The following is a 14,893-nucleotide window of genomic DNA, read 5'->3' as shown; positions in this document are numbered from 1 at the left end:
TTATTCTATTATAATTTCCTTTTTTTTACTTTTATCAGCTATTTTGTTGACCATGTCTGAAATGGTATTCATATCCAGAAACTCATTTAAAGTAAGCTCGACGCCTAAGTCTGTTTTTATTCTATTTAAAATGACCATAGAGCTTAATGAATTTCCACCTAAGTCATAAAAATTATCATTCATACTTACAACATCAAGATTTAAAACATTTTTTATAATAGTTAATATTTGGGTTTCTTTTTTTGTTTTAGGCAAAACCAATTCCGAATTTATATTTAAACTCTTTCTTGTATTCGTTTCTTTACTTAAGTGTTGACTATGATTCATCAACATTTTTTCAAAATCATTTTGGGAAGTTTCTATTTCATTTTTAGAAATTACACACCCCTTCTCTTTTATTAAAAGTATATTGCTAATAATTTTGAAGATGAACTTTGGATCTAATGCAATTTCATTTAAATTCTTTTGCTCTCTGGCGGTGCTTGTTTTATCATTTAATATGGCATTATGCGCCATACCAACATCTTTAATTGCGGGCCAGGCTATTGAAAAATATTTTTCATTGGTGTTTTCCGTAAAACTTTCAATAAAAAGATTGGCTGCTGTATAGGCTAATTGACCAGGATAAGTAACTGTTGCTGCTTTAGAAGAAAAATTAATAAAAAAATCTAACTCATCCTGATTTAAGCTCTCACTAAGGTTAATGGTACCAAACACTTTTGGCAAAAACAATTTAATATCATTAATGTCCCTTCTTAATATTATACCTGCAAAGTCTCCAAGACCTGCTGTATGAAACACCCCATGAATGGATTTATTTAAATGGTTTTGAATGTTCTGCAAACTTTCCTGTAGTTCTTGTTTGTTGCTAAGATCTGATTGAATATAAAAAATTTCAGCACCTAAACTTTCTAATTCTTTTCTTTTTGTCTCATTCTCATCCTTAGTTCCTACAATAATTATTTGAGCAGAATATTCTTTACCTAGAGTAGAACAAATAGTATAACCAATTCCTCCGTAACCACCCGTTACGAGATATAATCCGTTTTTTCTATATTTAAATTCATATTCTCCAGTTTCCTTTTCTTCCAGATGTTCTATGTAGACATTTTGATTTCTTATAGCAAAAGCAGTATTTACATTTTGAAGAATAATGGAATAAAGTGCATCAAAAGAAACATTTCTCAAATCATCTACATCAATTACTTTAGTTTGAATGTTTTTAAATTCTACATTACTTACTCTGGCCACTCCTAACAAAAGTGCCTTAAAAGGATTAATACTTTCTTCTGCTGTTTTAAACAATGTAGACGAAATAATAGTGATATTCGCCTTCCTGCTATCTCCTATAACTTTATCCAATTGTTTTACCAAAAAGGCAATTGATTTGTAATATATATCAATCGCATGTGAGGCAACTGTAATTTCTTCTAGTGTCCAGCTATGTAGTATAGCGTCTATTGTGGGATTCTCTTCGTAAAGCGATTTAAATAATTCATAAAAATCTTCTTCACATAGAGGATTTATAACATAGCTCATGTTACTGACTTTTTTAAACTCGGCACCTATTTTTACTTCTATAACCTTTTCGGCTTGTTCTTCAAAAAAGTTTTGAAGGTTTTGATTACCAGAAAAATGAACAACTGTTTTATACTTTTCTGTGCTTTTTATTACTTCTTCCTTTTTCCACTTTTTTTTGTATACGTAATAGTTTTTGAGTTTTTCACCACGATTCATTAATTCTTTAAAACCATCCACTTCCGCAGGCAATTCAAGAGTATCAAAATAATAATTAGAAAAAGAAATTTTATTGGTATCTGTATATATTTTACTCCAGTCAACCGGAAGTCCTGCTTCCCACAGTAATCCAACAGACTTAATAAAGGTTTCCCACTCTTCTTCATTTTCTTTATTTAAACTAATTATTTGTGCTTTATTGATATTTGCCTTAATTAGTTTTGTAATGGAACTACCGGGACCAATATCTATAAATAAACTTTGCTCATCATACTTGAAGTTGGATATTACCTGATGTAAATTAACTGGATTTAGCATTTGATCAGCCCAATAACTATTTGTTAATTCACTCATTCTATTTCCGGTTAAACTGGAATAAAAAGGAATTTGTGGAGTATTAAAGTTAAACTGCTCTAAATATTCGAGAAAAGCATTATAAATTGGTTTCAGCGCATCACTATGAAATGCATAACCTGAATTAAGTTTTATATGAGGTATTTTACTTTCTTTAAACTCTGCCATTAACCTTTTTATATTTTCTTCGGTGCCAGACAAAACCATATTGTTTTCAGTATTTATTGACGCAACAGAAACATTATGTTGCTCTATAATACTTTGTATATTGTTACTATTCTCGACAGATACCGATATCATGGCTCCTCCTACTGTTTGTTTTATAAGCTTTGCCCGTTCATAAACTATTTTTAAGGCATCTTCCAAGCTCATAATTCCAGCTGTAACAGCGCTGGCATACTCACCTAAACTATGCGCCATAAGTGCTTGTGGCTTAATACCCAAATCGATCAACTGGCAAGCTATTGCATGTTGAAACAATAGAATCAATGGATGTGTACTTTCTATATCCAATTCATCTATATTCGCATTCCAAAAAATCTGTTCAAAGTCTATAGCCGTATAAGCAGAAAGTAAAGTAAGTCCATTATCTATTTCTTTCTTAAAAGTACTTAACCTACCTGCTAAGTCTCTACCCATATTTAAAAAATGGGTTCCCTGTCCCGCAAAACAAAAAACAATTTTATTGATATTATCATTTTTGTTTGATTCGTTGACTGAAAACTCTAGAGCATTTATTAATTCTTTTTTATCATTAAACGCAATTGCTTTTCTGTAATCAAAGTAATTTCTGTGCACATTTAACGTTTTAGTCAAAGCTGTTAAATCATAATCATACTTTTCAACTTGCTTTTTAATTTTGGTTATCTGTCCACTTAATGATTGACTACTTTTGGCACTTAGCGCCAGTACTTTTATCTCATCTTTACCATTTTGCAGTTTAGGCTGTGGTGCATATTCTTCTAAAATTAAATGTGCATTTACTCCCGTTAAACCAAAATTATTGATCCCAATTCGTAAAGGATAGTTTTTCTCTTTAAAATCAAGTAAGTCCTTGTTAACATAAAAAGGTGTCGCTGCAAAATCAATTTTAGGATTAGGTTCAATAAAATTAAGCTGAGCAGGGATTTTTCTATGCTTTAAACATAAAACTGACTTTATTAATGAAGCTACACCTGACAAAACATTCAAGTGACCTATATTAGCTTTAACAGAACCAATAGGGGTTTCTTTTGAAAAATTAATTTTACTCAATGCCTCTATTTCTATAGGGTCACCAAGAGAGGTTCCTGTACCATGCGCTTCAATATATGATATGCTTTCAGGCTGAATAGAAAACTTCTGATAAGTTTTTTTTATACATTCTGATTGTCCTTTTACACTTGGAGAAGTATGACTAACCTTTCTGTTTCCATTATTGTTTACAAAACTTCCTTTTATTACTCCATGAATAGTATCTCCATGTGCAATAGCATCTTTCAAACGCTTTAATACTACAATTCCAACTCCCTCACCCCAAGCCGTTCCATCAGCATTTTTATCAAAAGGTCTGCATTTTCCATCAGATGATTCTACTGAATTTCCATCATATAAATAACCATACTCTGGATTACTCTTAATATAAGAGCCTCCTGCAATTGCAATATTCGTTTCACCAAGGAGTAAACTTTTAAATGCCATATCTATAGCGACCATAGAACTGGAGCAAGTAGTATGTATGCACAAACTTTTGCCGTTAAAATTTAATTTATTTGAAATTAAACTCGGAATGTGTGTGACATTTGTTAAAGTCTTAAATGTAAATTTATCAACCTCTAATTTATCAATTAGGGAAGAAGCATATACTTTCCAATTAAAATCTTCTTCCATCCCAATAAAAAGTGATGTAAACTCGTTAATTTCACTGGTATTTGTCAAATTACTATCTTCAAGCGCCTCCCATATAAGCTGATGTAAAAGCCTGGATTGTGGTGACAGCAATAAAGCTTCCTGAAAACTATAGTTAAAAAACTTATAGTCAAAGTATTTTTTTTCAGGTTTTTGCCTGTATGTCTTTATATAATTTTTATCATTATAAATATTCGCTGAGATGCCCAAATTATCTAATTCTGTATTCGATAAAGAGCTTATAGATTCTACTCCATTTAGAATATTGTTCCAGAACTCTTCATAATTCTCTGCTCCGGGAAACTTACAAGACATACCCACAATAGCAATCTCTAACCCTGTATACTTGTTATTTTCCATTTAAAAAATCTATAATATAATTATTAATTGTTTCTAGCTGAGATGCCGTTCCTTTATCGTCCATATCTGAATGACGTATATCTTTCAAGTAGATTATTTTCATTTTAAATTTTACCTGTTCTTCTTCACTTGGTAAAACGCCAGGCTCTGGAGGGTAATCACTTCCCCTTAAACTTAAAATTCTTGGGCTTTCTGATCTGGGCAGAAACATTCTTCTATTATCAAGTGATATCGCATTTTTTATAGACTGAGGATATTTTGAAGCAAACAGCATAGTCATGTCTCCACCATTTGAGTGCCCTATCAGGGTAATATCTTTCCAATCCAATGTTGGAAAAATCTTTTTACCTTCTTCAATTACAAATTTTATATTTTGTACTCCACTTTCCCAATTAGGCATTCTGGTCTCATAAAAAATTCCTTCCATTGCCAATGGAGCATCACCAGGAATCTCATGTTGAATAGATATTACAAAATATCCATTTTGTGCCAAGTGTCTGCAAATTTTAGAGTATGTTTTATAACTCCCCGGATTATTTTTTCCGTAACCATGATTGAAAATCACTACTTTTTGTTTCCAGTCATTAGTATTGTAGAAATAGATTGGTATCTGTCTTGCTCTGAGTGTGTCGAATAAAGTAATACCATATTCCCTTAATTCTTGTGATTCCTTACTTTTTTTGGTAGAGCAACTACTTATTATCAGAATGAAGCATATAATAATAACTTTATAAAATTTCTGTTTCATTTTTTATATTTTCTTGTTTTAATTTATTCTTACAGCTATTTTTAGCTTGTCATTTAGAGGCTTAGTGATCGTTTTCTTAAATTTACTCTACTAACAATTTCTCTTCAGAGAATTTAGACACTTGATAACAAAAAAGCATTTTTCGTTCCTGAATTTCAAAATTTTCTACACTTTTACTAATATTTATTTTATTTCTACTAAACATAACATCTTCAATTATAATTGCCAGCTCATCCATTTCTTTTTCATTAAACCCCAGTCTCGTTACTTCTTGAAGACCTATTCTTAAAAAGGTTTGATCAAATATTCGCCTAATATTTATACTTATATTATTCGAATAAAATCGCTGAGCAATTCCTTCGGCATTTTGACCATCAGGTACTTTTATATATAATTGATTAGTAAGCAATTCTCTTTTTTGAAATGGTTCTAAAATAGAAAAACCTTTTTCAATCAAAGAATTGTATAAATACCTTGTGTTTTTAATTATTTTTTCGGCATAAGCTTCACAGAATTCATCCATCTCAAGTATAGCAAGGTGAAGTGCAAGTGTATGATGACTATGTTGGCTGGAGACTAAACTTTTTCCAATTTCTTCTTTTACCTTAGATGCCAAGGCTTTGTTTGCAAAATGTATAATTCCTTTTTGTGGTCCTGGAAATATTTTATGTGTATTGGCCTGCAAAATATCACATCCTTCTAATATAGGCTTCATAAATTGCTGAGCAAATATAAAACCAAAAGGGTGTGATGCATCGTAGACTATAATTGTGTTTTGTCCTAAAATTTCCTTTAATAGCGGAAAGTTTATAGGTTGAAAGGCAAAACTATCATCGATATAAAACATTTTAATTTTTTCTCTGTCCTTCATTTTTGCTATAAAATCATAGTCAAGTGTCAGAGTTTCTCTATTTAAAGGAACAGTCAAAGCTTTTCTTCCTGTTCGTTCAATAATATTTTGTGTTGCAAAGTGCCCGCCTGTTGCAGGATCTACAGTAAGTACATAATCATTTACTTCAGTGACAGCCAAAATTGTGCACATCATGGCATGAACGCCTGAAAGAGGTCTAAAATCAGTGTCAACGCCCCCAAGACGATTATTTAATATAATTGATGTAATTCTTTCCAACTTATTAATAGCCGATATACCTTTATATATATTTCCGTTAGAATAAGTAATATCATCATCACTAAATTTGTCTATTTGCCCAAGGTGATATCTGTTTGAAAATGTACCGGACAAACCCTGAGAAACAAACTCTGAAATTACATTTTCATTAGCTGTTAGATGCAAAAAACTATTTAAGTTATTTTCTTCCTCTTTTATTAATTGTTCTATTTCTCTACTATTCATTTATGCTAGTTTTCAAGATTTTCGTTAAATAAATTTATTGTATCTAATAATATCTCCATATCATCATACTTTAATTCTTCCTCTGTTTCAGCCCCTGTGCTTTCCGAAATAAAGTTGGACATTTCTCTAATATTTGTGTATTCAAAAACAATTACAGCAGATATCTCTTTTTCAATAAAAACTGATTTTAATCTATTTGTCAATTCGATAGCCTTAATTGATGTTCCACCTATGTCAAAGAAGTTATCGAATATACTTATAGGGGAAATATTCAATACACTTTCCCAGATTTGTTTGACTTCTTCTTCGATTTCGTTTTCAGGCGCTACATATTTTGTCTTAGAAAAATGCTCTTCTCCCAATTGGGGTAGTGCCCCGGCATCTACTTTTCCAGTATTGGTTAAGGGAATTTTTTCTAGTATGATAATTGCTTTTGGAACCATGTAAGAAGGCAAGCCGGTTTTGAGTTTATCTGCTATAATTTCCTTTGTAAGTTTCGTATCTTGTTTCAAACTCACATAACAAACAATATAATCTGTATTATTAAATTTTCTAAGCAGGGTAATGGTCTCATTTACACCTTCAATCTTTTCGGCAACACAATTAATTTCATTTAATTCTATTCGAATACCATTTAATTTTATTTGACTATCTATACGTCCGATAAATTCAATATCACCATTTGGCAAGAGTTTGCCCCAATCACCAGAATAATAGCATCTTGCAGATAAAGGCGGAGATAAAAAGGATAGCTCATTTCTAAATTTTTTATCTGTTAGCTCATTATCTTTATAATAACCTAAGGCCAGATAATCACTGGCATAAATAATTTCACCTTCTTCATATATGCGTGCCGTTTGATTATTTTCTTTTACCAAATAAGCTTTCGTTCGGCTTATGGGTTTACCAACTGGTACATGATATTTTGTCGTAGATGTTTCGTTTAAAAATTTTTGACATACTATTGTGGATTCTGTCGGTCCGTATCCATTTATTAAAATGGCATGTGACTTGAAATTATTTTTAAAATCTATAAAATCATTATTATAAACTGCTTCCCCTCCTAAAACAACTAATCGTACATATTTTATTTTTTTCTTAATGATTTTTGTTAATGATCTGTATAAAGTAGGAACAGAATGATATATAGATATTTCATACTTATCCAGCCACTCCGGTAAATCGTAAATACCAATAGCATTTATATCATAGGGATACAATGTAGCTCCGTTTAATAAAGCTCCAAAAATATCCATCACTGCAGAATCAAAATTGTAATAAGGTATTAAGCTTACACGATCATTTAAGCTAATGTGTAATTGTGAGGTGTATACATTTATAAAATGCAATACATTTTTATGAGATTGCATTACACCTTTAGGTTTTCCGGTTGAACCGGAAGTATATAAAATATACGCTAAAGAATCTGGAACTAAATTTACTTTTTCTAACGCTACATTTAAATTTTCTTTATTAGATATTTCTTCTTCAATATTTATAATGTCAATTTGAAAATCTTTAGTGATTTTATAAGCAAGTTCCTCTGTTTTATGATCACATAAAATAGTATCGGCATTAATCTCACTTATAATGTCATAAATTCGTGCTGAATTTAGATTTAAGTCTATAGGAATGTATGCTTTACCAGATTTAAGTACCGCAAAAATTCCAACCACAGCATTATAGCCATGCGTTAGTAAAAGAAGTATTTTATCATTCTTACTATTTTCAACAACATGTGATGCCAAATTATCTGTCAGCTCATTCAGTTCTTTATAAGTGATACTTTTGTTATCTTCAACTATAGCTTGCTTATCTGGATTTGAAACACATATATACTGAAATCGATCAATGATTGAATGATATCCAAGATCCCAATTAATGTATTCATTGATAGGTTTGGGTTCGTTCGTAATTAAAAAATCATCAAATATTTCGATTTCATCAATCCTTACTTGTGGCTCCGAGAGAACTTGTTTCATTACAGAGACAATCCCATTTATCCAATACTCTACTTCATTTTTCTCGTATAAGTCTGTTTTAAATACAGCACTTATTATCATTTTTTCGGCAAATTCTTTGACAAAAAATTCTAAATCAAACTTTGAATCAACCATTGGCTCTTCATCTATGTCCATTTCAATCTCCGTCTCGTAACTTTCTTCAAGAAAATCAAGAATATTGACAACTACTGGAGTTAAAGGAATACTTCTATGAGAATTTTTAATCTTTAAAGCATCACAAATTTCATGAAGAGAAATATTGGAATATTTTATTGCTTCTATCGAAGTTAATTGTACCTGTTGTAAAAAATCGGCAAAACTTTCATCGCTTTTTATTTTGTCATAATGAAATAGGATATTAGTAAAAAGTCCTATTGTATTTGCAAAAGAATAATCATTTCTATTAGCAGAAGGTATCGCAATATTAATAGAATTACTATTAGAAATTCTGCTAAGTACTATCTTTATACAGGCAAATACAAAAGTAGAAAGAGTTACTCCGCTTTGTTGTGTGTATTTTTTAATACCAATAACCACATCATTATCAATAGCAATTTCTACATAATCCCCATTTTTGCTAATTTCTACAGTGCTGCTTCCTGCTTTTTCAGGCAGACCTAAGAAACTTGGAACGTCTTTAAGTTTTGATTCCCAGTAATTATATATCTCCTTTTTATTTCTAGCTTCAAGCTTATTAACATAGTCTTCATATTGAAATCTGATGTTAACAAGATTCTCATTAGAATTTGTATAAAGCGATAGTAATTCATTTCTAAATACGTTTAAAGACCAGCCATCAAAAATAAGATGATGAATTTTTAAGAAAACTTTAAAAGAGTTTTCTTTACAGAGTACATAAATTTTAAATAAAGGAAACTCTTCTAAGCTAAATTTATGTTCATCCTTCGCTTTTTTTAAATCTTCTTCTGATATAATTTCAATACTATAATTTTCATAACCATGCGAAAGTACTTTTTGCATTGGCTGATTGTCAACATACACAAAAGTTGTTCTAAATGCTTTATGTCTATAAATAATGGTATCGATAGCAGATTTAAATTTACCAGGATCAAAAGCCTGCGGTATTTTTACCCCAGCTACAATAATATTAGATGTATTATTCTTTATTTCAGAAATCCACATACTCATTTGTTGGGGTGATAACCCAATCGAGTCAGTATTTGCGCCAAGACTAAAATTATCTTCTGCTTCTGTTAAATGCTCTGCTAGTACTTTAATTTCAGGATTTTTAAATAATGTACTAATCTCTACATTAAGTTTATAAAGAGAATTAAGCTGCGCTACAAATAAAATTGCTTTTATGCTATTTCCTCCTAACTCGAAGAAATTGTCATTTATTCCAACTTGTTCAACACCTAATATATTCTTCCATACAGAAGCAATCTTTTTTTCCGTATCGTTTCTTGGAGCAACGTATGCTCTTCTTACCATATCCACCTCTGTTACAGTTGGCAAAGCGCTACGATTTACCTTTCCGTTAGATGTAAGCGGTAAAGTCTCCAGTTCCACAAAATAACCTGGAACCATATATTCAGGTAATTTTGATTGTATGTAATCTTTTAGATCTTTCTTTTCGACGTTTTCTTCCTTATTTTTTAGAATATAATAAGCAATTAGTGTTTGTTCTCCATTTATTTGCTGAGCTACTACAATAGCATTTGCTATATTATCATGACCAGCCAACGCAAATTCTACCTCATTAATTTCTATACGATATCCCCTTATTTTTATTTGAAAGTCTTTTCTACCATAAAACTCAATGTTTCCATCCGGAAGCCACCTCGCCAAATCTCCGGTGTAATACATTTTTTCATTACTTAGAAAAGGATTTTCAACAAATTTTTCTAACGTTAAATCTTTTTTATTTTTATAACCTTTGGCCAATCCAATACCACCTATATATATATTTCCCACTTCTCCTAACGCACATAATCCTTTATTTTTGTTTAATATATATATTGAAGTATTAGCAATAGGTTTGCCAATTGGAGGAATATGCATTGTAGCATTTTTTTCATCTATTACGTATGTAGTCACAACGTGAGTTTCTGCTGGCCCGTAATGATTATGGATTTTAATATGCTTCTCTTTAACCTTAGCTAAAATTGCATCATTTAAAACTAATTTTTCTCCTGCTACTATAATATGTTTAACCTCGTTATTAAGTGATTCCAGAAATAAATCATTCTCTGCAAGTACTGTAAAATATGCTGTTGGAAAAAACAAGGAATCCAATTTATTCTCTCTTATAAAAGCAGAAAGTTTATGAATATCTTTCTTTATTGCATCTGTTATTGGGAATATTGTTGCACCTATTAATAAGGTGCTAAATATTTCCTGAAATGACACATCAAAGCTTGGATTTGATAAGAATGTTACCCTACTGTATGGTGTAATTGATTGTATATGATAAATAATTAAATTCAGAATATTTCTCTGCTGCATCATTACACCTTTAGGCTGTCCTGTAGTTCCAGAGGTGTAAATTACATATGCCAAACTATCTGGTTTGCTAAGTGTAGAAAGGTTTTCCTTAGTATAAGTATTCTCTTTGTTTTGCCTTGCAAAAGTTTCTAAAAAGTCTTCATCTATTGTAACCTTCGCTTTTGTATCTTCTTCTATATAATCTATTCGATCTTGTGGATAATCCGGATCTATCGGCACATAAGCTGCTCCCGATTTTAATACACCCATTATAACCACTATCATCTTGTCACTTCTCTCTAGCTTAATAGCTATTAAATCATCCGGCTGTATATTATAATTCTGTCTTAGATAATCTCCCAGCTGATTAGCTTGCTCATTTAAATCTTTATATGTAAGCCCCTTACCATCAAAAAATACCGCTACTTTATTCAGATTCTTCTCTACTTGCTGCTCAAAAAGCTGCATAATTGTTTGATCTTCCGGATAATCAGCTTTAGTATCATTGAATTCAACCAGGAGTTTATGACGCTCTTCCTTTGTAAGAAAATCAATATCCTCAATAAATAGATTTGGTATATTTTGCTTCTGGCTGTGTGTTTCTTTTTCTATAACCTGAGTAAGCAGGTTTTCAAGATGTGAAAACATTCTTCCTATTAAAACAGCGTCATAGATATCGGTATTGTACTCAATTGTAAGCCCTAATTGCCCTTTCTCTTCTACAAAAATGTAACTTATATCAAATTGTGAAGTCTTTCTATGATAATCATATCCTTCAACCTGTAAACCAACTATATCTTTTTCTGAATTATTAAATTGTAACTGACTCTGATTCTGGAACACAACCAAAACATCAAATAATGCAGAATGACTGGTATCACGCTTTATATTCAATTTACTTACCAGTTCATCAAAGGGATACATCTGATTTTCATAGGCAGATAACAAAGTGTCTTTTTCCTGTTGCAATAAGGATTCGAAGCTATTATTGTAATCTTCAAATCTTGTTCTTATAGCTAGTGTATTAAGATAAAGTCCTATTTGATTTTCCAAATCAGGGTGTTCTCTTCCTGCTATTGGAGTTCCTATGATAATATCATGCTGACCTGTATATCGGTAAAGTAATGTATTAATACCAGTCATTAATGTCATAAACAGGGTTACATCCTGTTTGTCTGAATACTTGATAAGTTTTTCTGTAAATTCTTTCGAAAAAATATGCTTTAAATTATCTCCGTTATAAGTCTGTATTAATGGTCTTGTTTTATAACTTGGTAACTCTATTACAGGAAGATCTCCTTTAAATTGTTCCAACCAATACGTTTCTGCTTTTTGATATTTTTCTCCCTTGATTTCCTGCTGTAACCATACTGCATAATCTTTGTATTGAATAGATAATGAAGCTGATTTTTCTTCTCCGTTAAGATTACTCCCTCCATAAAGAAGATTATTGTAGTTCCCTACAACTTCTGATATCAATACTTCTGTTGACCATCCATCGCCAATAATATGATGCATGGACAAAAAGAATAAGAACTCATCATCTGCTTTTTTAAGTAACGATGCTCTTATTAATGGAGATTGTTCTAAATTAAAAACTTCACTATTGGCAGTTTGCAAATAATCTTCTATATCAGATTTGTCCTTTTCAGTAAAATTCAAGACCGGTATTTTGAAACTAATCTCTTCTTTTGGTACAACATACTGACGGATTTCTCCCAATACCTTATCTGTCTTAAATAAAGTTCTGGTAATCTCATGCTTGTTTATGAAAAGACCAAAGGCTGTTTCAAAATATTTAATATTAAGTTTTCCTTTTAATGTAACTACTAATGGCATATTATAGGCTTGTGAACCGCCTTCTAACTGGCTTAAAACCCATAGTCGCTGCTGAGATGGAGTTAAGGGATAACTTTCCTGCTCTGCTGCTTTTGGAATTGGGATATAGTCTTTTCTACTAAGATTTTTAACAATTCCTTCAATGGTCGGATAAGCAAAAAAGTCTTTAAAACTTATCTGCATACTCAAGTTTTGGTGCATTTTGTTCAACACCTGTCCCACCATTAAACTATGCCCTCCCATTTCAAAAAAATTATCACTGATACCTACATTGTCAATTCCTAGTACTTCCTGAAATATTACTGCAAGTTTATGTTCGGTCTCATTTCTAGCGGCTAAAAATGCTTTTCTGATTAAATCCCTTCCTGTAACATTTGGTAATGCTTTACGGTCTATCTTACCATTTGTGGTTAAAGGAATACTTTCGAGCTCAACAAAAAATCCCGGAACCATATAATCTGGAAGCTTGTTTTGTAAATATTCTCGAAGAATAGTCTTATTGATCAGCTCTGATTCGTCTGTAGTGTAATATGCAATTAGTGCTTTCTCACCATTTACTTCTTGGGCATTCACTACAATTTGTCTGATATGCTTGTTGAACTGAGAAATCGCAACCTCTATTTCGCCCAATTCTATTCTGTAGCCACGAATTTTTACCTGATGGTCTTTTCTGCCAATGTATTCAATGTTTCCATCAGCAAGCCATTTGGCTAAATCTCCTGTGTCATACATTTTTGTGCCCTCAATAAAAGGGTTATTGACAAACTTTTCCTCTGTAAGCGCTGTTTTATTCAAATAGCCCCTGGCAACTCCAACCCCGGCAATGTATAGTTTGCCAACTGAACCAATGGGTTTTAAAGATAATTTTTCGTCAAGAATATATAAACTGATATTATCAATAGGCTTACCAATTGGAACAGAACTAATGTTATGCTGCTCTGCACAATCATAATAACTTACATCGATACTGGCTTCTGTGGGACCATAAAGATTCATCAAAGAAATACCTGACAACTCCTTATAAAATAAATCCCTTTGATGCAATGTTAATGCTTCACCACTTACAAATACTTGTTTTAAGCTTTTTATGCGTTCTTTTTCATTTGGATTTTCCTTAACGTATTCTAAAAAAACTGATAACATGGCAGGAACAAAATGTATTACCGTTACCTGATTTTTATCTATGTTTTGTATTAATTGAGCCGGATCTTTTTCTGCTCCCGATTTAGCAACAGAAAGCTTTGCTCCGTAGATAGCCCACCAAACTAATTCCCAAACCGAAACATCAAATGAATAGGTCGTTTTTTGGATAAGGGTTTCACCGCAGCTTAATGGATATGCTTTTTGCATCCAGGTTAATCTGTTTACTAAAGAAGTATGTTCGATCATTACTCCTTTAGGATTTCCTGTTGTTCCAGAAGTATAGATCAGATATGCTAAATCCCTCGGAGAATTGATTTTAGCTAAATTGAGAGTCGTGTATTTTTCCCTTTGATTATAGAAAATTCCGTACTGGGTTTCATCAATAATAATTTTACTTTGCGTATCACTTTCTATATAATCAATTCTACCCTGAGGATAATTAGGATCAATGGGAACATAAGCCGCGCCAGATTTTAAAATCCCCAGTATAGAGACGATCATACGTTCGCTTCTTTCTAACTTTATACCTATTAAATCATCAGGTTCAATATTGTATTTTTCTCTTAGATAAGCACCTAGCTGATTGGTTGTTTCATTAAGCTCTTTGTAGGTAAGTTCCGTTCCCTCAAAAACAACTGCTACGTTGTCGGGAGCCTTTTCCACCTGATCCTCAAATAATTCAATTATGGTTTTATCGTGCGGATAATCTACTGTAGTATTGTTAAAATCAAATAATAACTGATGTTTCTCTTCTGAGCCTAATAAATCAAACTCATTTGTGTCACAGTTAATAAATTCCTGAAGATGGACTAAGATTTTCCTAAAACCGGAACCTAAATGCTGTAATAATGATTTTTCGACAAAATCTTCATTATAGTAAATTACTAATTCTAATACCTCATCGGTTATATTAAAATTTAATAAAACGCCATTGCATTTATCCGCTCCTATTGACCCATCGTTTAAACTGATTCCAAAATGGGAATAACAGGCTAAATCCAAATAGGCTGAATCATAGGCTGC

Annotated in this window: 4 protein-coding genes; all 4 read right to left on the bottom strand. The window is 31.6% G+C overall.

Annotation, left to right across the window (positions count from 1 at the left end):
* Positions 1 to 4,338 carry an SDR family NAD(P)-dependent oxidoreductase gene (locus AC4FQ3_RS22490; RefSeq protein WP_491183359.1) on the bottom strand — a complete coding sequence of 1,446 codons (4,338 nt, stop codon included), beginning with the start codon at positions 4,336 to 4,338 and terminating at the stop codon, positions 1 to 3.
* Positions 4,328 to 5,086 (bottom strand): alpha/beta fold hydrolase, encoded by a 759-nt coding sequence (locus AC4FQ3_RS22485; protein ID WP_491183358.1) that lies wholly within the window; start codon positions 5,084 to 5,086, stop codon positions 4,328 to 4,330. The genes AC4FQ3_RS22490 and AC4FQ3_RS22485 overlap by 11 nt, the downstream gene beginning before the upstream one ends.
* 82 nt (positions 5,087 to 5,168) lie before the next feature.
* The gene (locus AC4FQ3_RS22480) at positions 5,169 to 6,440 is read right to left on the bottom strand and encodes a PLP-dependent aminotransferase family protein (RefSeq protein ID WP_491183357.1); all 1,272 of its coding nucleotides are present in this window, start codon (positions 6,438 to 6,440) and stop codon (positions 5,169 to 5,171) included.
* Positions 6,441 to 6,445: 5 nt separating this feature from the next.
* Entirely contained in the window at positions 6,446 to 14,872 is an 8,427-nt protein-coding gene (locus AC4FQ3_RS22475) for an amino acid adenylation domain-containing protein (protein ID WP_491183356.1), read from the bottom strand.
* Positions 14,873 to 14,893: the final 21 nt, after the last annotated feature.

This window comes from Flavobacterium sp. AK-345, assembly GCF_058310175.1.
Note: the sequence above shows the minus strand (reverse complement) of the source record. Positions and strands in the feature narration are given on the sequence as shown.

Coding starts and splice junctions, on each gene's coding strand:
- AC4FQ3_RS22490 (WP_491183359.1), bottom strand. CDS start 4,338: ATGGAAAATAACAAGTATACAGGGTTAGAGATTGCTATTGTGGGTATG.
- AC4FQ3_RS22485 (WP_491183358.1), bottom strand. CDS start 5,086: ATGAAACAGAAATTTTATAAAGTTATTATTATATGCTTCATTCTGATA.
- AC4FQ3_RS22480 (WP_491183357.1), bottom strand. CDS start 6,440: ATGAATAGTAGAGAAATAGAACAATTAATAAAAGAGGAAGAAAATAAC.